We start from the raw sequence: 22,906 nt of genomic DNA, 5'->3' as shown, positions 1-22,906 counted from the left end.
ACGTGCCAAATTCGACCGTGCCGCTGGTTGCCCGCGCGCCTTTGGCTGCCCGAACCGGCCTTTCAGCCTGTAGGGGCCGCCAGAATCCCGACGATCTTGTCGAGGATCGCCTGATTGTCGGCAACAAACTGCTGTCCGGTCTTGCGGATGGTTTCGAGGCCTGTCGGCGACGGGTCGAATTCGTTCACCTCAGCGGGCTCCTCCGGGGCGAGAATGAAGGCCTGCAGGTCAATCGTCGAGTCAAAGCCCGAATGGCGCTTGAGCGCATGCGCGCTGACGCTTGCCTCGCCCCGGAACACCATGCGCATCATCGGTTTGAACCACTGGATCAAACCGCCCTGCTCGGCAATCTCGCCCGAGATCGACTGATTTCTGACGGTGCCGAGCGACACGACCACGAATTCCTCGGCCTCGGGCAGGTGGGTGCGGGCATGCAGATAGGCTATTTCGCCGGGAGCATTCAGGATCATCGCCGGATCGCTTATGAAATGCCCGTCCGCATGGGCACCGGAAAAGACGATAGCGGGAAAATAGATCGGCGCGCTTGTGACCCCGGTCACCAGCGAACGCAGGTACATGTTGCCCTCGACCCCATCCCAGTTGCGAAAGACCGTCAGCCCATTGCTCTGCTGCGAAAAGGCCGGAAACATGGCCGGGCGCAACAGATCGTTGAACTGCCCGTCACCAAGCAACCTGTTCGCCACTTCGATCCGTCCTTTGTTGCGGATCAGCGGGCCGAACAGCCCGCCCCCGGTCAGGAACTTGTGGTAGAGCGGGGTTTCCAGCACATCGGCACCAAAGCGCGTATAGGCGTCGATGGCCTCTGCGGCGGTCATCGGTTCGCCGGTGTCCGGATCGGGATAGAACAACAATGCGCTGATGACGGCCCCTGTCGACGCGCCCGCCACGAAATCGAACATCTCGTAGATCCGCTTGCCGGACTTCTCTTCGAGCGCCTTGAGAACCTCAAGCTCGGCAAGGCCGAACATCGCGCCGCCTTCCAGCGCCAGGATGCGCGCGCGCCTGGGATGATCGGTGTGCCAGGCCGCCGGTGCGCTGAACGCCTCCGCCTCGGGCCAGCCCTCGACCTCGATCTCGTATGCGACCAGATGGCGATTATAGACAAGCGCGCTCAGCCCATAGAGCAGAATTGCCGCAAACAAACAGAGTGTTGCGATCCCGGAGATCTGAATCAGTCGGCGCATGTCCCCTCCTGCGTGAACAACCTCAAATTGTTCAAATCACAGCGCGCCTGCCAAGTCGCATTTTTTGAAACGTCACTTTTTTGCACCAGAAGGGAGCAATGATGCGGTCCGACGGCGGATATCACCCGTCCAGCAGGGCCTGCAGCAGAGGGGCATCGGGGCAGCCCAGCCCTTCGATCACCGAGAAATGGTCCTGACCCTGCTCAAAGACATTCGGGGCCTGCCAGTTTTCCGCGATCAACCGGGTCTGGCGGATCAGTTCGGGCCTCTCGAGCGCGCCGACCCAGAACCGGGCCTGCACGCCTTTGCGAGGGCGATGCAGCGCCGGGCTTTCCGCCTCGGCCTCGGGCGCGTCCAGCCCCAGCACGTCGTTCATGCGTGTGTGCAGCAGCGGGCGCAGATCGTGGATGCCGCTGACCGACAGCACCCGGTCCAGCCGCGCGGTCACCGCGTTGTCGGCGCAGGCCAGGCGCGAGATCAGATGGCCGCCCGCCGAATGCCCGACCAGTCGCACCGGCCCCGCGACCCGTTCAGCGGCGGCGTTCACCGCCGCCGCAATCTCGCGTGCGATCGCCGTCAGGCGTACCTCGGGCGCGAGCGTGTAGCTGGGGATCGCCATCGCCCAGCCGCGCGACAGCGGGCCGTGGGCAAGATGCGACCAATAGTTCTTGTCCAGCATGTGCCAGTAGCCGCCATGGACAAAGACAACCAAGCCCGCACAGGCCCCGTCGGGGCGAAAGAGGTCCATGCGGTTGCGTGGCCCGTCGCCATAGGCAATGTCGATCTCGCCGCGCCGCGCGCGAAACGCTGCCGCTTCGCCTGCCCAGCGCGCGGGCAGCGCCGCAGACCCCGGCACATAGCTGGAATTGTCAAAGGCGTCGTCCCAGTCGATCATGCATTTCTCCCTGTGCCGTGGAACCGTAGAGCGACACCGATGCGGGGCCAAGGGGGAATGGCCTGCGCTCAGAGATCGATCTCGACCACACCGCCGGGCTCGGCCGCACGGGACTGGCACAGGATGATCGCCCCGTCGCGCTGCTTGGCCGACAGAACAAAATCGCGATGCTCGACCGCGCCCGAGATCAGCGCGCATTTGCACACACCGCAGATGCCGTCGGAACATTTCACATCCACATGAATGCCGTTCTCGACCAGAACCTGCGCGGCATCCTTGTCCTGCGGCACAAGGAATTCCCGCCCCGAGCGGGCCAGTTTCACGGTAAAGTCGTGATTTTCGTATTCGGGCTGTTCCGGGACCGAGAAATATTCCAGATGCCGCGCCTCTTCTGGGAAACCCTGTGCCTCGGCGGCCTGCATCACCGCCTCCATGTAGCGGTCTGGGCCGCAGGTATAGACATGCCATCCGGGCTGATAGCCGGACAGGATCGCGCTCAGGTCCGCCCGCGTGTCCTCATCCGAGATATGCAGATGCACGCGGTCCGCCCAGGGGGCTGCCGCCAGATCGTCCAGATAGCCCGCAGATGCCCGCGTGCTGGCGGAGTAATGCAGGTCGAACTCCGCGCCCAGTTCGTGCAGGCGGTGGGCAAAGGCGATCATCGGCGTGATGCCGATGCCACCGCCCATCAGGAAGGTCCGCGTGGCCGTTTCCTGCAGTTCGAAATGGTTGATCGGTTTTGAGATGAAGACCTTGCGTCCCTCGTCGAAAATCCGGTGCAACAGCGCCGATCCGCCCCGGCCATCCTCCTCTCGCAAGACACCGATCTGGTATGTCGACCGGTTCGAGGGATCGCCCGACATCGAATACTGCCGCAGGTATTCGGGCGCGACCAGCACGTCCAGATGCGCCCCGGCGGACCAGTCCGGCAGCGGCGCGCCATCCATGGCCGAGAACTCGTACTTGGTCACGTCATCACTCATCTTGTGCACTTTGGACACCGCGACCTGCATGACCGGAGCATCACCATCAATGGTGTAGCGGTGGACGGGCGTGCTGTCGCCTCTTGCCAGCCGTGCCTTGTAATCATCGGCGCTGAGCAGGGCCTCATAGGCCGCGATCCCGGCCTCGCGATCCATTGGAAAGGGATAGGGCCAGGGATGCGGCGCCAGCGGTGCGGGGTAGACCGCCAGCGTCTGATCCGCGAATTTCAGGTCCAGATCGGTCTGCAATCCGCGTCGGTTCAATGGGTGTTCGGACGGGTGAAACGCCCCATCCGCGCCGCGTTCGATATCCCACCACCATTTCTTGGTGTCGTTCAGCGCGCCGTTGCCCACCGCATCGTCCAGCTTTGCCAGTGCGGGCGCTGCAGCGGGGATGTTCATCGCCGCCCAGCGGAAGGGCCGTTCCGAGAAGATCCCCTCGAGGTTCCAGGGGCAGGTCTTCATGCAGCGCCCGCACATGGCGCCGCCGGGGGTGGTGATCCGGTAGGTGGCGCATTTCTGGCTGTCGGATTTCCAGATCTCATAGCCGTTGAACATCCGCTTGGGCCCGGCGGTGATCGCGCCCGACGGGCATTCGCGGGCGCATTTGTTGCAGCTTTCGCAAAATTTCTGCAGCCCGAAATCAATCGGCTTGTCATGGGACATCGGCATGTCGGTGGTCACCGCGCCCGATTTCAGCCGCGGCCCCAGATAGGGGTTCAGGATCACCTCGCCGATCCGGCTGACCTCGCCCAGCCCGCTGAGCAGCAGCAGCGGCGGCTGCAGCACTTCGCCATCCATCACCGTATGCGCACGGGCCCTGTAGCCCAGATTGCGGATCTGCTGGGCGATCACGCCCCCCAGAAGCGAGAACCGCAAATAGGCGCGCATGGACTGGCTGACCGCGATCCAGTCGTCGCCGCTGGACCCTTCCATGGTTTCATAGCCCTGATCGATGATCATGCTGATCGCCTGATCATGAGGCGGCACGATCTCTTCGCCGGTGGCGTCATGCGAATACCACACCCAGTCCGGGCAGCGCGACAGGCCCACCGCGTCAGCGCCCAGAAAATAGGTGGCAGCCTTGAGATTGGCGGCGTTGCGCGCAGCATCGGTGAGCTTTGCCACGCGCGCGCTTTCGCCGTCCTGCAAAAGTACAAACGCCCCCAGTGCCCGCCGCTGCGCCGCGCTTGGTGCCGATTTCATCACGTATTTTCCGCCCTTGGCCCCGTCCTGCAGCGCCTTGCCCATATCGCCGAACAGCGCGCGCGCGAACATGTCGGTGCGCTTGGGCACCCGCGCCACGTTGGCCTCGTCGATATAGGTGGTGGGCCTGTCGACCCGTTTCAGATCCTCGAACGGATGCGCCCCATCCACATAGCGCCGCTTTGCATAAGGATCGCGGTTCAGCGCCGACTTGGCCGAGCGCGTGCCCAGCCACCAGCCCGGACCGTTCACCTTTAGCCAGGGTTGCTCCTGGGCGAGTGGCAGGTCATGGGCCAGATCCATATCCGTGCTCACCGCCGCCAGACCAAAGCGCGGCCCCAGCCAGGGCGCGCTGAGGTGCCCGTCCCCGACCGTTGCCAGCCCCGCCGCAACGGCCAGCCGGTTAAGGTCGACATCACTTGTGGTCACGCTGTGTGCCCGCGCAGAAAATCCCAGCAGCCGGATATATTGCGCGATCACCACCGCGTTCTCACTGGCCCGCAGACAGGCGCGGTGATCCTGCGCATCAATGATCCAGTCGCAGCCCGGCTCGTCCGGTTTCGGGTCGCGGTGATGTTCATACAGAAAGACGATGGCGCTGGTATGGCCGTCGATTGAGGTCGGCTCTGCCGTCATCGCCTCTTTCAGATCGGCCATGATCATGTCGATGCCCGAGGCCAGCGTCTTGGTCTGACGGGTCTTCAGGGCATCGGCCAGCCGGTCAATCTCGGGGTTGCGGCGCGGGGTGGGCAACACGGCATCGGGCGCCAGAGGTGCAACGCCCATCATCGAGGCATCGTTGAAATAGCCAAAGGCTTTCAGGTGGTTGGACCGTTCAAGCGGGTCTTCGGGGATGTCCGAGCGCACCGGGTTTGCCTGCCCCACCCGGATCGCATCCAACATTGCCTGGAACTCGCCCATGGCGTTGACGATGCTTTCCGGTTGCGCGGGCCTGCTGAAGCTGAGCCCCTCCATTTCGGGGACCTGTTCATAGCGCATTGGTCTGGGCCCGCGCGCCAGCCGCTCCAGCGGGTATGGCCCCATATGCACCGGACGCTTACGATCCGAAAAGACCCGGAAACCCATCTGATCCTCCTCATGATCCGATGGGTTTACCCCGCCATCGACAGCAAATCTATTCATGTATATTAATAACCGGCATGAATGATTTCGATTTCACTGAGCTCGACGGCAAGGTTCTGCGCTGCTTTCTCACCATACTCGAAGAAAGTTCGGTGTCGAAAGCTGCCGACCGGATGGGCGTCACGCAATCAGCGATGAGCCATACGCTGGGCAAACTGCGCAGGGTGCTGGGCGACCCGCTGTTTGTGCGGTCCGGGCAGGGGTTGATCCCGACAGAGCGGGCGCTGACCCTGAAGGACCCGGTGCAAGGGGTACTCGACCGCCTGAAGGCGCTGACTGATGCGCGCCCGTTCGATCCGCAGCGCGAAGGCATGCAGTTCGCCATTGCAACCAATGACATGCCGCGCGATCTGATCTTTCCCGCACTGCTGCGGGACAGCCTTGCACAGGGGATCGGATTGCGGCTGGATTTTGTGCCTTCGGGCGTTCCGGACGCTGATCTATTGCGCAGCAATCGCTGCCAGCTGATGCTGACCCCGCTGCCGCCGGACACGCGCGACCTCTATCAGAAACGCCTGCTGAGCAGTCCGATGATGGTCTATTACGACGCCAGCCAGCGCGATCCGCCCGCAACATGGGAGGCATATTGCAACGCCGATCATGTCGCCGTGCGCTTTGCCGACGGGCGCAGCGCGCAAGTCGCGCTGCGCGGTGTTGACCAGACCCGGATACGCGCACCGGTCGTCACATTACCCCATTTCAACGCGATCCCGCCTTTTCTGCGCGCCAGCACGCTGATCTCGACGGATACCGCGCTTATGCGTCAGGGGCCGCTGGCGGGGCTCGATTGCGCGCCGCTGCCATTCGCGTGCGAGCCGGTCTCGATCTATCTGGTCTGGCACGAACGCTCGCAGGCCGATCCCGCGCATCGCTGGCTGCGCAATCGGATCGAAGCGATCGCGCGCGGCCTTGTGGGCGCCTCCGGCGCTGGCTGATGGCTGATGGATGGCAGTAGTTTTTCTACACCGAGATGCGGGCGGAACTTGTTGGAGAAATCGCTGGTATCGCGTCATTCTGACCGCAGCAATTCAGCGGGAGTATGCGACATGACAGACAAGGTGGCTCTGATCTCGGCGGGGGGCAGCGGCATGGGTGCCGATGCCGCGCGGCGTCTGGCGGCAGATGGGTTCAAGGTGGGCATCCTGTCCTCCTCGGGCAAAGGTGAGGCGCTGGCGCAGGAACTGGGGGGCGTCGGCGTGACCGGCTCGAACCAGTCAAATGACGATCTGCAAAAACTGGTGGATGCAGCGATGGCCCATTGGGGCCGCATCGACGTGATGGTCAATTCCGCAGGCCACGGCCCCCGCAATGACGTGCTGGGCCTGAGCGACGAGGACTGGCATCTGGGGATGGAGGTCTATTTCCTCAACGCCGTGCGCCCGTCCCGTCTGGTGACCCCGATCATGCAGGCGCAGGGCGGCGGATCGATCATCAACATCTCGACCTTCGCCGCGTTCGAACCTGATCCGGTTTTTCCAACCTCCGGCGTGTTCCGCGCCGGGCTGGCGGCATTTTCCAAGCTCTATGCCGACCGCTACGCCGCCGACAATATCCGCATGAACAACGTTCTGCCGGGGTTCATCGACAGCCTGCCGGAGAAAGAAGAGTTCCGCGCCCGCATTCCGATGGGCCGCTATGGCAGCAGCTATGATGAGATCGCTTCGGTTGTGGCATTCCTCGCCTCCGAGGGCGCCGGTTATATCACCGGGCAGAACATCCGGGTCGATGGCGGCATCACCCGGTCGGTTTAGGCAAAAGAGTGTCCCAACGAAAAAGGCGCTTCGAAGCGCCTTTTTCTCAAGCGCCTTGCAAAGCGCTTGCCACGCAGCTTGGAAACTGCGTGGCCAAGGCCGTGCGGTCGGTCTTTTTTGCGTCGCTCAGACGTCGATCGAACGGGCGATCAATTCCTTCATCACCTCGTTGGTGCCGCCATAGATCATCTGAACCCGGCTGTCGGCGTAAAGCCGCGCGATCGGGTATTCCATCATGAACCCGTAGCCGCCAAAGAGCTGCAGGCACTCATGCACCACTTCGTTCTGGGTCTCGCTGCCCCAATATTTCACCATTGAGGCGGTGGCCGCGTCCAATTCGCCCTTTTCGGCTTTGGCGATACAGTCATTGACGAAGCTGCGCAGCAATTCGGCCTTGGTCTTGCACTCGGCCAGTTTGAAACGGGTGTTCTGAAAATCCATCACCCGCTGACCGAAGGCCTTGCGTTCCTGCACATATCTGGTGGTCTCGGCGATGGCGAAATCAATCGCGCCAAGCGCCATGATCCCGATGGTCAGACGCTCCCACGGCAATTGCTTCATCAACTGATAGAAGCCCTGCCCTTCGTCCGATCCCAGCAGGTTGGTCATCGGCACCTTGACGTCCTCGAAGAACAGCTCGGCGGTGTCGTTGCCCTTCATGCCCAGTTTCTTGAGCGGCTGGCCCCGGCGGAACCCTTCGGCGCCCTCGGTCTCCATCGCGATCAGCGAGACACCTTTGGCACCCAGAGTCTTGTCGGTCTTGGCGGTGACGATGATCAGATCAGCGGTCTGGCCATTGGTGATAAAGATCTTGGACCCGTTCAGACTGTAGGAGTTGCCATCCTTGTCGGCGGTGGTGCGCACCGCCTGCACGTCCGAACCGGTACCCGGCTCGGTCATCGCCAGCGCACCGACCATCTCGCCGGAGATCAGCTTGGGCAGCCATTTCTGCTTCTGGTCTTCGCTGCCATAGGCCGTGACGTAGTGGATCACGATCGACTGGATGCCATAACCCCAACCACAATCGCCCCGCGCCGCCTGCTCATACAGAACCACCGCATCGAACCCAAGCCCGCCGCCCGAGCCGCCATAACCCTCGCCAACGGCGCCGCCCATGATCCCGGCCTCACCGGCCTTGTTCCAGAATGCGCGGTCGACGACGCCGTTCCTGGACCATTCGTCCGTGTTCGGCACCAGTTCGTCGTCCATGAACCGCCCCACCATGTCCGAGAACATCTGGTGTTCCTCAAGCGGCCAGCTTGCGGTGCTTGTAATCAGACTCATGGGGCAATCTCCTTCTTCCGGTCCTGGCGAGACCCTAGCGGGCGAATCCGGAAGTTCCAGACGGTTCCGCGCCCTGCTACGTAACGTTCTTTGGCTATTGGAGGTGGCGCTGGCCGGGTGCGGGCGGGATCTCGGGGCCGCCGGCGAAACATTGCGCGATCGCCATCCATTTCGCCGCAACCGGGCCCGAAACCGCAAGGCCGGTATCGGCGACGTTCCGGGTCTGGGCCACGACCTGCGCAAATTCAAACGCCGCACCGGTGATGGTGTTTTCCGGGTCCTCGCCAAAGCGCCACTCGGCCCCTGACGGCGCGGTCAGGCGCAATTGCGGCATCTGCGCGGGCATTTCGCGCCCATGTACACGGAAGGACCAGCCAAAGGTGTTCACCCCCAGCATGACGATATTGCGGATACGGTCCTGCTCCACCCGCTGCTGGCCAAGCGCATCGAACACCTCCTGCCCATGCGCCCAGGTTTCCATCTGCCGTGCCGTCATCGCCGAGCGGACCGACATCTCGGGGCCCACCCACTGGACCCGCGCCTTGGGGTCCAGCGCGGCCCAGCGCGGACCCATGTCGAGATAACGCGCGCGCCAGGCCGCGCGCAGCGCTGGCCCGCGCTCGGAGACGCGGGCGTTTTCGGTTGCGCGAAATCCATCGGTCTGGATCGCGGCCATCACGGTACGGCTGTCGCGGGCAAAGCCGTCGGGATCATGCAGCGCCAAATCGACCATGCCGTTCCAGAAATGCAGATGCACCAGCACATCGTTGAGGGTCCAGCCCTTGAACTGGGTGACGGTTTCCCAGCCCTGACCGTTTACCGCCTCCAGTGCCGCATCGAGCGTCTCGCTCTCTGCCACGAAATCCGCTGCCTGCTGCATCCTGCGCCCCTTTCCTTATGTATCCCGATCCGCGTCGGGCGTGATCTCGGCAATCTCGCTGCCCGCATCAAGCTGCTGTCCGGCCGCGACACGCACCTGCGCGACCTGACCGGCAACCGGCGCAACGATGCGGTGCTGCATCTTCATCGCCTCCATCACGGCCAGAGTGTCACCGGCAGCGACCCTGTCGCCCCCTTTGCACGCAATATTGAGCACTACACCCGGCATCGGGGCGACAACCTGACCGCTTGTTTCGGGTGATTGGGCAGAGGCATGTGCCGTAACCTCGTCAAACACCCGTTGCCCTGCCTTTGAGGCCAGCCAGACCCGCCCGGCCCCGAGATGCGCGTGAATGTTGCGCCGCGCGCCGTCGATTTCGGCCACGATCTGCGCCCTGTTCCGCGTCAGGTGAATGTGAAACACCGCGCCGCCCAGCGCCACCTGCCACGCCTGCCCAAGGGCACGCAGCTTCAACGCGTGTATCTGTCCGGCGCAACGCAGCCGCAGCATCGTCGGGGCAAGCCGAGCCCCCGACCAGCCCAGCAGATCGGCATCGATGCCCCCGGCCCGCGCCGCCATCCGGTCGCGCCGGTCCTGCACCAAAAGTGATGCGGCAATCGCGATCTCCTGCGGTTCGGGCGGTGCGCCGGTGAAACCCTCCGGATAGGCCTGCGCGAGCAGGCCGGTGGTTGCCTGTCCGGTCACGAAAGCGGGCTGTGCCAGAACATCCGCCAGAAACGCCGCGTTGGTGTCACAGCCCAGCAGCACAGTCTCGGCTATGCCGTGCCGAAGCCTGCGCAATGCGCTGTCGCGGTCGGGGCCGTGGGCGATGATCTTGGCCAACATCGGATCGTAATGGGACGAGACCTGCTGCCCCTCGGCAATCCCGGCATCGACGCGCAGACCGTCCCCCTCGGCCGGGAGCCAGCGGTGCACAGGGCCGCTTGCGGGCAGGAAGCCGTTGGCGGGGTCCTCGGCATAAAGCCGCGCCTCGATAGCGTGACCGGCGATCTGCACATCGGCTTGCGCCAGCGGCAGCGGCGCGCCCTGCGCAACCACGATCTGCAGTTCCACCAGGTCCAGCCCGGTTACGCATTCGGTCACCGGATGTTCGACCTGCAGGCGGGTGTTCATTTCCAGGAAATAGAAGGACCCGTCGCCATCCAGCAGAAACTCGACCGTTCCGGCGCCGGTATAGTCCACCGATTGCGCCGCCGCGACCGCTGCCGCCCCCATGCGCGCACGCAGGTCGTTGGTGAGGACCGGGCATGGCGCCTCTTCGATGATCTTCTGATGCCGACGCTGTACCGAGCAATCACGCTCGCCCAGATGCAGGACCGTGCCTTGGGCATCGGCGATGATCTGAATCTCGACATGCCGGGCCCCGGTCAGCGCGCGTTCGAGGATCAGCGTGTCAGAGCCGAACGCCGCCGCCGCCTCGGACCGGGCGCTTGCCAGTGCCGCGCGCATATCCTTTGCGGTTGCTGCCAGCCGCATTCCGCGACCGCCACCACCCGCTGCCGCCTTGACCATGACCGGATAGCCGATCTGCTCGGCGGCCTGCAGCAGTGCGTCATCGCTCTGATCTGCGCCCTCATATCCGGGCAGGCAGGGCACATCACTTGCGATCATCGCGGCGCGGGCGGCGGCCTTGTCGCCCATGACGCGCATGGCCTCGGGCGACGGGCCGATCAGCACCAGACCGGCTTGCGCGACGGCCTCGGCAAAATCCGCGTTTTCGGACAGGAAGCCATAGCCGGGATGGATCGCCTGCGCGCCGCTGTCCCGTGCCGCCGCCAGCAGCCTGTCGGCGTTCAGATAGCTATCGCCCACCGGCCCCGCGCCGATGCGCAGGGCCCTGTCCGCCGCAGCCACATGCGGCGCGGCGGCGTCGGCTTCGGTAAAGACAGCAATCGTGGTCAGCCCCATGGCGCGGGCGGTGCGGATGATGCGCAGGGCGATTTCGCCCCGGTTCGCGATCAGGATGGTGTCAAAGCGCATCGCCTCAGAACCTCGCAACGCCATAAGAGCCGGGCCGGACCGGCCGGGCGCTGGCCTCAAGACACGTGTTCAGGCAAAAGCCCAGCACCCGGCGCGTATCTCGCGGGTCGATCACGCCATGATCCAGACACCGGCCCGAGGTATGGAACGCCCCCGCCTGCCGGTCGAAATGTTGCGCGATCAGCGCGCTTTGCTGCGCCAGCTTGTCCTCGTCAACGGCATCACCGCGCCGGTGCGCCCCGGCGCGGGCCACCATCTCCATCGTGCCCGCCGCCTGCGCGCCGCCCATCACGCCGGTGGTGGCATTGGGCCAGGCGAAGAGGAAATCGGGTTCATAGGCATAACCGCCCATGCCGTAATTTCCGGCCCCGAAACTGGCCCCCACATAAAGCGCGATGCGCGGCACATTGACCGATGTCACCGCCTGGATCATCTTGGCGCCATGCTTGATCATGCCCGCCTGTTCATAGCGGGTGCCGACCATGAACCCGGTGGTATTGTGCAGAAAGATCAGCGGCGTGCCAGCCTGCCCGCACAGCTGAATGAACTGCGCCGCCTTGGTGGCCCCGTCGGGATCAATGGGGCCGTTATTGCCGATCAGCCCCACCGGGATGCCGCAGATCGAGGCTTGCAGGCAGACGGTCGCGACACCGTAACCCGGTTTGAAATCGCGAAACGCGGAGCCGTCGGTGATCCGTAGAGCGATCTCGCGCATGTCATAGGGCGTGCGCGGATCGACCGGCACCGCCCCGGCAAGCGCATCAGGCGGGTGCGCCGGGGGTGCGCCCTTGTGGTTGGTAACGGCCCCTGCCCCGGTCCAGCCCAGCCGGGCCACCACATCGCGGGCGATGGCGATGGCCTCTGCGTCGTCCCCGGCCAGATACTCGACCAGACCCGAGACCGAGGCGTGCATCTCAGCCCCGCCCAGATCGCGCTCATCCGCCGCTTCGCCGGTAGCGGCCTGCACAAGGGCGGCCCCCGCCAGCGCCGCCATGCCGTTGCCGCGCACACCGATCACGTAATCGGCCAAACCCGGCATATAGGCCCCGCCCGCCGTGGACGGCCCATGCAATACCGCCAGATTGGGAACGCCTGCCGCCGACATCCGCGCCAGATTGCGAAACAGCTTGCCGCCGTTGGCCCAGAGGTCGACCCGGTATTCCATCAGGTTGGCCCCGGCGCTTTCCACCAGATGCAGGAAGGGCAGTTTCTGCCGCAGCGCAATCTCCTGTGCGCTGAGGAAGGCGGCGGCGGTCATCTCGGACATGGCGCCTGCCTTGATGCCGCTGTCATCGACCACCACCATGCAGCGGGTGCCCGAAACATAACCGATCCCGATCAGCACCGATGCGCCGGGCACCGATTGCACGGGGTCGTCGCTATCCGTGAGATAGCCCGCCAGTGAGTGCAGTTGCAGGAAGGGCAAACCGGGGTCCAGCAGCGCAGAGAGCCGGTCGCGCGGGGTCATCTGGCCGCGCGCCTCCATTCTCTCGCGGCGGCGTTCGGACAGGTCGGCGGCGCGTTGTTCCAGCCCGCGCAAATCGTCGATCAGCGCGAGCATGGCGCGACGGTTTTCGGCAAAAGCTTGGCTGCCAGCCACGATCTGGGTGGTGAATGTCATTCCGCCCCGCTCTCCGTTCTATGTGTCAGGGATTCGGGCACGGCGATGGGCAGAGACAGCAGCCGCTGCGCAAAACTCTTGCCCTGCGGATCATTGCGCAGCGAGGCGACCCCGCCGCCGCCCAGCACGTACGTCATCACGATGTTCATCGCCTGCGATCCGGGCAGGTAATACCGCAGAACCTCGCCCTTGAGTTCGGGGTCAAACAGCTCTGCGATCACCTCGGGCGTCAGCGCGGCCCAGATATGAGGCAGGCTGTCGGGGTGGCGCGCGATGACACCGATATTGGCGCTGTCGCCCTTGTCCCCCGATCTGGCCCAGGCGAGGGTCTCTAGCCTGACCTGCACGAGATCCCCGCTGCTGTCAGGCCTGGGAGGCTGCGGGGCCGGTCCGGGGGAATCCTGTGCGGTCGCAGACAGGATTGGAGCGAACGCCACCTCATCCCCGTCCAGCGTCACCCGGCAGTTGATGTCCCGCGCATCGATCAGGAAAGAGAACAGCGCCACAACCGGTGACGGTTTCGGACGCCCCGCCCCGGTAAAGAAATGCAGCCCCGGCGGCGTCGCAAGCGCGGTGCCGGTCAGTTCCTTCAGAAACAGGCCGACCGCGCGCGCATCGGGATGGCGAACCGCCGCCTTGCAGGCGACCTCTTGGTAATCGCCCGATCCGGGGCAGCCGCCGAATGCCTCAAGCGCGACCTCGGTGAAATCCGGCGCGCCCATGTCCCGCAGCCGCGCGCGTGCCCGTTCAAGCCCCGCCTGCGCGAAGGCGCGCGCCTTGCGCCGGGCATCTCGCCCGTTCATCTGAAACACCATGCCGCCGCGATAGCCGTCCTGATAGGTTGCGCAAACCTTGAGTTGCCCGGTCGGCTTGCGGCCGCGAGCGCCGGTGACCGAGACGCGGTCGGGTCCGGCCTGATGCAACTCAACTCCTGAAAAATCACCGATCACATCGGGCAGCAGATAGGCGCGCGGATCGCCGATCTCATAGAGCATCTGTTCCGCCACCGAGGCGCGGGTGACCGTTCCGCTGGTGCCTTGCGGTTTGGTTAAAAGGATCGACCCGTCTTCCGCCACCTCGGCAATCGGATAGCCGACATGGGCCAGGTTTCCCGCCGCCTCCCAGTCGGTGAAATTGCCACCTGTTGCCTGCGGCCCGCATTCCAGCAGGTGCCCGGCAAGCGATCCGGCGGCCAGCAGATCATGGCTGTCCGGCGCCCAGTCAAAGCGCCACATGCAGGCCGCCAGCGTCAGCGCACTATCCGCACAGCGCCCGGTGATCACGATATCCGCACCGGCCTTCAGGGCCGCAACAACCGGCAGTGCGCCCAGATACGCGTTCATCGAGGCAAGCCGATCCGGCGCCGGCATTGCCGCCCCCGAGAACATCTCGGTCGCCTGCGCATAATCGCGCGCGCGCGGCATCAGGTCATCCCCTTCGACCACCGCCACACGCAGCGATGCGCCCGCCGCGTCGATGGACGCGCGCAGCGCCGCCGCGCAGGCCATGGGGTTCATGCCGCCTGCATTGGACAGAATCTTGACGCCGCCCCGTGCAATCGCGGTCAGATTCGGAGTGACGGCATCCGTGATGAAGTCGGGCGCATAGCCCCCCTCCGGGTCCCGCGCCTTGGCGCGGGCCAGAAGGGACATGGTGATTTCGGCCAGATAGTCATAAACCAGCACATCGACGCCGCCCGCCAGCAATTGCGCCGTGGCATGCGGGGCCTCGCCCCAGAAACCGCTGGCTCCTCCGATCCGCAGAAGGTTGTTCATCCGCGGCTCCTCCTTCCTGCGGCGACGCGCCTATGAGCGTCTGGATCATTTGTAGGATCGCACGGTCGGCCCGGTCAACAGGAAGGACCGACAGTCAGCGCGACCCCGGCGCGTGGTCAAGCAGAACACGCGCGGCCTGTTTGGCCTCTTGTGCAGGTCCGTCGATGCCCAGCATTGCGGCGGCGACAATCGCGCCTTCCTTGAGCAGCAGCAGTTGCATCGCCAGGCTTTCCGGCGCGGCGAAACCGGCCTGCTGCGCCAGCCCGGTCAGCCAGTTCAGCAACAGGCGCTTGTGTTCCGCCGCCTGAACGTTGATCGGATGGGCCTTGTCCTGAAACTCGGCGCTGGCCTTGATGAACATGCAGCCGCGAAACCCGTCCTGCGCGAACCATGCGGCCAGCGCGTCGAACATCGCCAGCATTTGCGCCTCGGGCGTGTCGGCCCGATTTTCGCATTCCCGGAACAGCCAGTTGCGGAAGTTTTCGTCACGCAGCCGCAAAGCGGCAAGGATCAGATCCTCCTTGGTGCGGAAATGCTTGTACATTGAGGTTTTCGAGACCCCGGTTTCCACCACCAGCCGATCCATGCCGGTGGCATTGAACCCGTCGCGGTAGAATATCTCCAATGCCTTGCGGACCAGTTCATCGCGTTTATTGGGGCGCATGTCGTCACCTTTAGTGTACAGATCAGTACATATTCGATACCCGCTCGCCTTTCAATGCCCCGGGTATCCAGCTGAAATTATGTCACTCTTTACCTGCCCGGTGTGCCTTCAAAAAGAAATTGCAGCGCACCCCTTGAAACAAGGTACCGATCGGTACACCTTAAGAAAAGTTAACAGAACGGTACACCATGAGCATCGCCATGCCCGCCATTGAATTCCGCGTTCCACATCGGACCGTCATCACGCTGTTGTCGCTGGCGCTTCTGGCCACGTCACTGGCCTGAGCCGGAAGGAGACCCCAGATGAGCCGCCCTCCATTGCCGCCCTTTACCTCTGAGACTGCCGCGCAAAAAGTGCGGATGGCGGAAAACGCCTGGAACAGCCGCGACCCCGACATCGTCACAAAGGCCTATACCGACGACAGCCTATGGCGAAACCGCTCGGAATTCCTGCAAGGTCACGACCAGATTCACGCCTTTTTGACCCGGAAATGGCAGCGCGAGCAGGGGTATCGCCTGATCAAGGAAGTGTGGACCTGCGCGGGTGATCGTATCGCGGTGCGCTTCGCTTATGAATGGAGCGATGAGGCCGGGCTGTGGTATCGCTCTTACGGCAACGAGAATTGGGAATTTGCCGCAGATGGCCGCATGGCCCGGCGCATCGCCTCGATCAACGATCTGTCGATTTCCGCTGATGACCGGCTGTTTCACTGGCCGCAAGGCCCCCGCCCCGAGGATCACCCCGGCCTGACCGGTCTGGGACTTTGAAGGAGACCACGAGATGCCCCGCGCCTTTTCGGAACGCACATTCACCCCTGCCGTCCGCGCCCATCAGGAACGGATGGGATCGGCCAGAACCTATGCCAAATTCATCGAAGGGGGCCCGCAGCAGGGCCACCTGATCGGTGACGCGGAAAAGGCCTTTGTCGAGGCGCGCGACGGTTTCTATCAGGCCACCGTATCCGAGACCGGCTGGCCCTATGTGCAGTTTCGCGGCGGGCCCGAGGGCTTTCTGAAGGTGCTGGGACCGACGACCATAGGCTATGCCGACTTCTCGGGCAACCGGCAGTATATCTCGCGCGGCAATCTCGACGGCAACAATCGGATCGCGATGATCCTGATGGACTATGCCATCAAACGCCGCCTGAAAATACTCGGTCGGGTGGAGTTCACCGAAGGCGCGGCCGCCGCCGCCAGCCTGTTTCCCGACGGGGCCGACGCGACCGCAGAACGCGCCGCGATCATCCATATTGAGGCGCTGGACTGGAACTGCCCCAGCCATATCACACCGCGCTTCACCGAGGCACAGTTGCAGCCGCAACTTCAGAGGATCGGCGCCGAGATGGAACAGCTCAGGGCCGAAAATGCCGCACTGAAACAGGCGCTTGCGCAACAGGGGAATACCGACTGACACCTCGGGCGGGCCGGAAACGCTCCACCGGAGCGTTTCCGCGACGGCGTTCAGCCCATCCAGCGGCGAACCGGTGCGTTGCTCTCTTCCAACGGCTGGCAGATGATATCGACCAAAGTCGGCCCGTCATGGGCAATGGCCTGACGCAGCACGCGGTCAAGATCGTCAGGATCTTCGACCCGCCAGGATTTCACCCCATAAGCCGCCGCCACAGCGGCCTGATCGGTTCGGTTGAAATCCACGTTGTAGTAACGCGCGTCCTTGTCGGCATATTGGCTGGCCTTGATCCAGCCGAAATTCGAGTTCGAGAACACCACATAGGTGATCGGCGCGCCGACCCGGCAGACGGTTTCCAGCTCGCCGCAGGTAAAGCTGAACGACCCGTCACCCATCAGCGCGACGGTCTTTGACGCGGGTCGCCCGAACCAGGCGCCCAGCGCCGCCGACAGCGCATAGCCCAGCGCGCCGTGGGCGCGGTTGGTGATGAAGTGCCGCCCCGGTCTGGGCAGTTGGTAATAGGCCGAGAAATAGGGGCAGCTCGTGCCGGGATCAGAGACCACGGTGGCATCCTCGGGCAGGACCTCCATCAGCGTCTTGATCACCCGTTCGGGGCGGATCGGGCCATCGGTTGTGCGCGCAAAGCGCTCAAAGGTCTCGAATTTGCGCGCCTTCTTTTCGGCCACCGCCGTCGCGCCGCCGAAACCCTCGCCACCCTGACCACGATTGTCGAGTACCGCATTTGCCTCCTCCAGCGCCAGTTGCAGGTCGCCGACCACCGCAACCTCGGTGCGGTAGTTTGCGTTCATCACCATCGGATCACTGTCAAAATGGACAACCCGTGTGCCCGGCCCCGGCGCCTCCCAGCGCGCGGTGGTGGTGGACCCGGCGCGGCAACCCATGAAGATCACCAGATCGGCGGCCTCCATCATCTCCCATGTCTCGTCGGTGCCACCGTTCGAGCCGACCACGCCGAGGCAGTTCGGGTGGGTTTCAGCCAGCGCGCCCTGCCCCGAGATCGATGTCGCCACCGGGATGTCCAACCGGGTGGCCAGCCGGTCCAGCGCCTCCCAGGCCTGCGCGATCACCACGCCGCCACCGCAGACGATCAGCGGGGATTTCGCCGACCCGATCGCCTCGACCGCCGCCTCGACCGCGCCGGGGGGCGGGGCCTGACGATAGGCCGGATAGGTGGCGGTTGCCGGGTCGGCCCAGATGTCGCTGGGATCGACCGGGTCATACTGGATGTCATAGGGCAAGCCGATATGCGCAGCCCCGGAACGCCCGGTGGTCATGGCCCGGAACGCCGCCCGCACCATGCGCGGGATGTGGTCGGCCCGGCTGAGCACCGTATTCCATTTGGTCAGCGGTGCCATCAAGGCGTTCTGGTCCACCTCGGTCAGCGGGTATTTTCCATAAGATGAGACCGAAATGTCCGTGGTGATCCCCAGCACGGCATATGAGCTTTCTGACGCCTCGATCAGCCCCGGCAGGATATAGGTCGCGCCGCCGCCCGATGGCCCCTCGGCCACGCCGACCCACCCGGTCACGCGGGAATAGCCATCGGCCATATAGGTGGCGCAGCGTTCATCGCGGGTCAGCACATGGGTGATCGAATGATCCAGCCGCAGCATCGCGTCATAGAAGGGCAACGTGGTATCCCCGCACAGCCCGAAGATATGCTGCACACCCTGCGCCTCCAGCATGCGGACCATTGCCTCGGCCCCGTTCATCCGGTTTTCCATGCGACTCACCCATTTTTGCATTCAAAATTGTATACAGCTTTGAATGAAAGGTTGCGCACATGTCAATCCCGTCCTAATCTTTAACGGAACAAGGAGCAGGCATGGCGAAATCCGAAAGCAATGTTGACCGGATCTATGAAGCGCTGCGGCGCATGGCCGCCGATTTCGCCTTCAAGCCTGACGCCCGCATCAACGAAAGCGCGGTGGCGGCAGAGTTGAACGCCTCGCGCACGCCGATCCGTGAGGCGCTGAACCGATTGGTGGCCGAGGGGTTTCTGACCTTCCGTTCCGGTCGTGGCTTCTTCTGCCGCTCGCTGTCGCCAGAGCTTGTGATGGACCTCTACGAGGCCCGCGTCGCGGTTGAGACCGAAGCGGTGCGACTGGCCTGTCAGCGCGCCACGGATGAGGCCATCGCCGCGCTTGGGCACGCGCTGGATGCGGTTGCATCCGACTACATCCCCGCTGCCGATGCCGACAGCCTGCTGGCGCTGGATGAGGCGTTCCATACCCAGCTCTGCCAGCTTTCCGGGAATGGCGAACTCTGCCGGATGCTGGACAATCTCAATGACCGCATCCGCTATCTGCGCCTGATCGACCTGCGCCGCCTGCGCGAAACCGCGCCTGACAGGCAAAGCATGGTCTCGGCCCATCGCCGGATCATTGACGCCGTAGTCCGGCGTGATGCGGACGCGGCCACGGCGCAGATGCGCGCCCATATCGAACGCCGGCGCGAGGGCGCGACGCAGGCCGTGCGCGACGCCTTCGCGCAGCTTTATGTTCCCGATCTGTGAGGTTCCGGCATGTCCCTGCAAACAGGTGGTAAGACGGTCTTTGGCGCCAGCGTCGGCATCCTGATGCTGGAAACGCAATTCCCGCGCATTCCGGGCGATATGGGCAATGCGATGACCTGGCCCTTCCCTGTGCAATACCGGGTGGTGCGCGGCGCCTCGCCCGAGCGGATCGTGCGGGGCGACCCGTGCTCCCGGCTTGACGATTTCATCGACGCCGGGCGCGAGCTGGTGGCGATGGGCTGCGACGGGATCACCACCAATTGCGGATTTCTGTCGCTGGTTCAGGATGATCTGCGCGCCGCTCTTGGCGTGCCTGTGGCCACCTCGTCGCTGATGCAGGTACCAATGGTGCAGGCCATGCTGCCACCGGGGCAAAAACCGGTGATCCTGACCATCTCGAAAGCGACCCTGACGCCTCAGCATCTATCCGCAGCCCGAGTGCCGCTGGACACGCCGATCTATGGCACCGATGACGGTCAGGTCTTTACCCGCGATATTTTGGGCGATGCTTCCGAAATCGATTTCGAAGCCTGCCGGCAGGACATGCTGCAGGCCGCAGATGCGATTATCGCGGGTGAACCACAGGCCGGGGCGATCGTTCTGGAATGCACCAATATGGTGCCGTTTGCCGCCGATATCAGACGCAGAACCGGGCTGCCGGTGTTTTCGATCTACACCATGATCCAGTGGTTTCAGGCCAGCCTGATGCCCCACCGCTTCCCGTCCGGGATCGACGACCCGCGCCCAGGGCACCAAACGGACTAAAACACCAAAAAAATCGACCGCAGAAACCTTGACCTTCCAGTTACTGGAGGCCTTATCTGACCTATACCCGCGACATCCAAGGTCTCTGCCATGCCCGAATCGCAAACAGCCACTTTACAATTGACCGGCCTCTCCTGCGCCTCCTGCGTGGGGCGGGCGCAAAATGCGCTGATGGACGCGCCCGGTGTGGTCGACGCCAGCGTCAATCTGGCGACCGGCAAAGCCGTCATCCGGTTTGATCACCGCCTCACCGATGCCGACCGGCTGGCGCAGGTTGTCTCTGATGCGGGCTATCCGGCGCAGGCCGAATACGATACGGCCCCCACGCAGGATGCGGATACGGGCCTGCTGCGCGCCACGCTCCTTGCGGCGGCGCTGGCACTGCCGGTGTTCATTCTCGAAATGGGCGGCCATGTGGTTCCCGCGTTCCATCACTGGGTCCAGCACAGCATCGGCACCCAGACCAGCGCCCTGATCCAATTCGTGCTGACCTCGCTGCTGCTGCTGGGGCCGGGGCGTATCTTCTATGCCAAGGGCATCCCGTCGTTGCTGCGCGCGGCACCTGACATGAACGCTCTGGTGGCACTGGGGACGGCGGCGGCCTATGGCTATTCGGTGGTGGCAACCTTCGCGCCAGGCCTGTTGCCCGAGGGTACCGCGCATGTCTATTACGAGGCCGCCTGCGTGATCACCGTGCTGATCCTGTTCGGACGGATGCTGGAGGCGCGCGCCAAGGGCCGTGCCAGTTCGGCCATTAAATCCCTGCTGCGATTGCAACCGAAATCCGCCCGGGTCGAGCGCGACAGCACACCCGCCGACATTCCCCTTAGCGAACTGCGCGAAGGCGATATCCTGTTGATCCGCCCCGGTGAGCGCATCCCGGTGGACGCCTTTGTTCTGGACGGCCACTCGCGGGTCGATGAAAGCATGATCAGCGGCGAACCTGTGCCGGTTGCCAAGGCCGAAGGGGCCGAGATCATCGGCGGCACCGTCAACGGCACCGGAGCCTTGCGCGCGCAGGCAACGCGGGTCGGTGCGGATACGGTGCTGGCCCGGATCATCCAGATGGTCGAAGAGGCGCAGGCCACTAAGCTGCCCATTCAGGGGCTGGTCGACCGGGTCACCATGTGGTTCGTGCCCGCCGTGCTGCTGATTGCGGGGCTGGTGGTTACGGGCTGGCTGCTCTGGGGTCCGGCCCCCGCGCTGCCGCTGGCGCTGGTGGCGGGCGTGTCGGTACTGATCATCGCCTGCCCGTGTGCCATGGGGCTGGCGACACCCACCTCGATCATGGTCGGCACCGGACGCGCGGCCGAGCTTGGCGTGCTTTTCCGCAAGGGCGACGCCCTGCAGCGCCTGCAAGACGCGAAGGTGATCGCCTTCGACAAGACCGGAACCTTGACCGAAGGGCGGCCCGAACTGACCGACCTGAGCGTCGCCGAGGGCATCACCCGCGACCACGCGCTGCAATTGGCAGCCGCGGCCGAGGCGCGCTCGGAACATCCCATCGCCAGCGCCATCACCCGCGCCTGGACAGGCTCCCTGCCCGAGGTGGCACAGTTCGAGACGATCACCGGGTTGGGCCTGAGCGCCCGGATCGACGGGGTGGAGGTGGTGATCGGCGCGGACCGGCTGTTTGACCGCGACACAATCGAACTGGGCGGCTTGCGCGCGACAGGGCAAGCCTGGGCCGCGCAGGGCAAAACACCGGTCTATGTCGCGCTTGACGGTCGCGCAGCGGCGGTTCTGGCGGTGGCCGATCCGGTCAAGCCAGAGGCCGCCGCGACCATTGCCACCTTGCATGAGATGGGGCTGCGAACCGCGCTGATCAGTGGCGACAACCGCGCCACCGCGCAGGCCGTGGCCGACCAGTTGGGGGTCGATCAGGTCAGTGCCGAGGTTCTGCCCGACGGCAAGGTCCACGCGCTGGAGGCGCTGCGGGCGGCGCATGGCGCGGTGGCTTTTGTCGGGGACGGGATCAACGACGCGCCGGTGCTGGCCAGTGCCGATGTGGGCATCGCCATCGGCACCGGAACCGATGTGGCCATCGAGGCCGCTGATGTGGTGCTGATGAATGGAGACCCGAACGGCGCGGTGACCGCGCTGGACCTGTCGCGCCGCACCATGCGCAATATCCGTCAGAATCTGGTCTGGGCCTTTGGCTATAACATCCTGCTGATCCCGGTCGCCGCCGGTCTGCTGCATGCCTTTGGCGGGCCGCTGCTGTCGCCGGGGCTGGCCGCCGGGGCAATGGCGTTTTCCAGCGTCTTTGTGGTCACCAACGCCCTGCGCCTGCGCCGCATCCAGCCTGCAGGGTCCTCGCCGCAGCGATATCCGCCACCGGTAGCCACGCATCAGCCAAAGGCATCGGGCGCATGAATATCGGAGATGTCGCCGACCGCTCGGGCCTGCCCGCAAACACGATCCGATATTACGAAGAGATCGGCCTGATCTCTCCGGCCCGCGACAACAACGGCTATCGGCGCTTTGCCGAGCAGGACCTGCACAAGCTGGCCTTTCTGGCCCGCGCCCGCGCGCTTGGCTTCACGATCGAGGATTGCCGCGCACTGCTGGCGCTCTACGAGGATGACACGCGGGCCAGCGCCGATGTCAAACGCATCGCCCGAGATCACCTGCGCCGGATCGAGGCCAAGATCGCAGACCTGCGCGCGATGCAGGACACGCTGACCGAACTGGTCGATGCCTGCGCCGGAGACGCACGTCCCGATTGCCCGATTCTGCGCGATCTGGGCCGCGAGGGCTGATCTGCCTTGCCCTTTGGGCGCGGCTTTG

18 protein-coding genes are annotated in these 22,906 nt (G+C 64.3%); 8 read left to right on the top strand and 10 right to left on the bottom strand.

Going from position 1 to position 22,906, the window contains the following annotated elements:
* Nucleotides 1–62 precede the first annotated feature (62 nt).
* The 3 genes from M3P21_RS18305 to M3P21_RS18295 all read right to left on the bottom strand — a co-directional run bounded on the left by M3P21_RS18305 (nucleotide 63) and on the right by M3P21_RS18295 (nucleotide 5,375).
* Entirely contained in the window at nucleotides 63–1,205 is a 1,143-nt protein-coding gene (locus M3P21_RS18305; protein ID WP_249712323.1) for a patatin-like phospholipase family protein, read from the bottom strand.
* Between the two features lie 121 nt (nucleotides 1,206–1,326).
* Entirely contained in the window at nucleotides 1,327–2,100 is a 774-nt protein-coding gene (locus M3P21_RS18300) for a hormone-sensitive lipase (protein ID WP_249712321.1), read from the bottom strand.
* A gap of 68 nt (nucleotides 2,101–2,168) precedes the next feature.
* Nucleotides 2,169–5,375, bottom strand: a complete 3,207-nt coding sequence (locus tag M3P21_RS18295) for a reductive dehalogenase (RefSeq protein WP_249712347.1) — start codon at nucleotides 5,373–5,375, stop codon at nucleotides 2,169–2,171.
* A 74-nt stretch (nucleotides 5,376–5,449) separates the two neighbouring features.
* Here M3P21_RS18295 and M3P21_RS18290 point away from each other — a divergent pair, with 74 nt between their 5' ends.
* Complete coding sequence (locus tag M3P21_RS18290; RefSeq protein WP_249712320.1) at nucleotides 5,450–6,367, top strand: LysR family transcriptional regulator; 918 nt, start codon at nucleotides 5,450–5,452, stop codon at nucleotides 6,365–6,367.
* A gap of 111 nt (nucleotides 6,368–6,478) precedes the next feature.
* Nucleotides 6,479–7,183 carry an SDR family oxidoreductase gene (locus M3P21_RS18285; RefSeq protein ID WP_249712318.1) on the top strand — a complete coding sequence of 235 codons (705 nt, stop codon included), beginning with the start codon at nucleotides 6,479–6,481 and terminating at the stop codon, nucleotides 7,181–7,183.
* Nucleotides 7,184–7,309: 126 nt separating this feature from the next.
* Here M3P21_RS18285 and M3P21_RS18280 read toward each other — a convergent pair whose 3' ends face one another.
* The 6 genes from M3P21_RS18280 to M3P21_RS18255 all read right to left on the bottom strand — a co-directional run bounded on the left by M3P21_RS18280 (nucleotide 7,310) and on the right by M3P21_RS18255 (nucleotide 15,408).
* Complete coding sequence (locus M3P21_RS18280; RefSeq protein WP_249712316.1) at nucleotides 7,310–8,467, bottom strand: acyl-CoA dehydrogenase family protein; 1,158 nt, start codon at nucleotides 8,465–8,467, stop codon at nucleotides 7,310–7,312.
* A gap of 94 nt (nucleotides 8,468–8,561) precedes the next feature.
* Complete coding sequence (locus M3P21_RS18275) at nucleotides 8,562–9,347, bottom strand: TIGR03084 family metal-binding protein (protein ID WP_249712315.1); 786 nt, start codon at nucleotides 9,345–9,347, stop codon at nucleotides 8,562–8,564.
* A 15-nt stretch (nucleotides 9,348–9,362) separates the two neighbouring features.
* Nucleotides 9,363–11,348, bottom strand: a complete 1,986-nt coding sequence (locus tag M3P21_RS18270; protein WP_249712313.1) for an ATP-binding protein — start codon at nucleotides 11,346–11,348, stop codon at nucleotides 9,363–9,365.
* 4 nt (nucleotides 11,349–11,352) lie between these two features.
* A complete protein-coding gene (locus M3P21_RS18265; protein WP_249712312.1) occupies nucleotides 11,353–12,969 on the bottom strand; it encodes an acyl-CoA carboxylase subunit beta in 1,617 nt (538 codons plus the stop codon).
* Nucleotides 12,966–14,744 (bottom strand): acyclic terpene utilization AtuA family protein, encoded by a 1,779-nt coding sequence (locus tag M3P21_RS18260; protein ID WP_249712310.1) that lies wholly within the window; start codon nucleotides 14,742–14,744, stop codon nucleotides 12,966–12,968. The genes M3P21_RS18265 and M3P21_RS18260 overlap by 4 nt, the downstream gene beginning before the upstream one ends.
* 94 nt (nucleotides 14,745–14,838) lie before the next feature.
* Complete coding sequence (locus tag M3P21_RS18255; RefSeq protein ID WP_249712308.1) at nucleotides 14,839–15,408, bottom strand: TetR/AcrR family transcriptional regulator; 570 nt, start codon at nucleotides 15,406–15,408, stop codon at nucleotides 14,839–14,841.
* 302 nt (nucleotides 15,409–15,710) lie between these two features.
* Between M3P21_RS18255 and M3P21_RS18250 the strand changes: the two genes are divergently transcribed.
* Together M3P21_RS18250 and M3P21_RS18245 are read left to right on the top strand one after the other, a co-directional pair.
* Complete coding sequence (locus tag M3P21_RS18250) at nucleotides 15,711–16,175, top strand: nuclear transport factor 2 family protein (RefSeq protein WP_249712306.1); 465 nt, start codon at nucleotides 15,711–15,713, stop codon at nucleotides 16,173–16,175.
* A gap of 13 nt (nucleotides 16,176–16,188) precedes the next feature.
* The gene (locus M3P21_RS18245; protein WP_249712305.1) at nucleotides 16,189–16,818 is read left to right on the top strand and encodes a pyridoxamine 5'-phosphate oxidase family protein; all 630 of its coding nucleotides are present in this window, start codon (nucleotides 16,189–16,191) and stop codon (nucleotides 16,816–16,818) included.
* Between the two features lie 50 nt (nucleotides 16,819–16,868).
* On the opposite strand, the gene M3P21_RS18240 is transcribed toward M3P21_RS18245, so the two are convergent.
* Entirely contained in the window at nucleotides 16,869–18,560 is a 1,692-nt protein-coding gene (locus M3P21_RS18240; protein WP_249712303.1) for a thiamine pyrophosphate-binding protein, read from the bottom strand.
* 101 nt (nucleotides 18,561–18,661) lie between these two features.
* Between M3P21_RS18240 and M3P21_RS18235 the strand changes: the two genes are divergently transcribed.
* From M3P21_RS18235 to cueR, 4 genes are all read left to right on the top strand, one after another.
* Complete coding sequence (locus M3P21_RS18235) at nucleotides 18,662–19,351, top strand: GntR family transcriptional regulator (RefSeq protein WP_249712301.1); 690 nt, start codon at nucleotides 18,662–18,664, stop codon at nucleotides 19,349–19,351.
* A 15-nt stretch (nucleotides 19,352–19,366) separates the two neighbouring features.
* Nucleotides 19,367–20,116, top strand: a complete 750-nt coding sequence (locus M3P21_RS18230; RefSeq protein ID WP_249712345.1) for an aspartate/glutamate racemase family protein — start codon at nucleotides 19,367–19,369, stop codon at nucleotides 20,114–20,116.
* 90 nt (nucleotides 20,117–20,206) lie between these two features.
* Nucleotides 20,207–22,492 carry a heavy metal translocating P-type ATPase gene (locus M3P21_RS18225; protein ID WP_249712299.1) on the top strand — a complete coding sequence of 762 codons (2,286 nt, stop codon included), beginning with the start codon at nucleotides 20,207–20,209 and terminating at the stop codon, nucleotides 22,490–22,492.
* Nucleotides 22,489–22,878: a Cu(I)-responsive transcriptional regulator gene (gene cueR / locus M3P21_RS18220; protein WP_249712297.1), complete on the top strand. Its 390-nt coding sequence runs from the start codon at nucleotides 22,489–22,491 to the stop codon at nucleotides 22,876–22,878. Before M3P21_RS18225 ends, cueR begins: the two co-directional genes overlap by 4 nt.
* Nucleotides 22,879–22,906: the final 28 nt, after the last annotated feature.

Origin of the sequence: Ruegeria spongiae (assembly GCF_023502395.1) — a bacterium.
Taxonomy (GTDB): domain Bacteria; phylum Pseudomonadota; class Alphaproteobacteria; order Rhodobacterales; family Rhodobacteraceae; genus Ruegeria_C; species Ruegeria_C spongiae.
The sequence above is the reverse complement of the archived record's forward strand: the minus strand, read 5'-3'. Positions and strand labels throughout refer to the sequence as shown.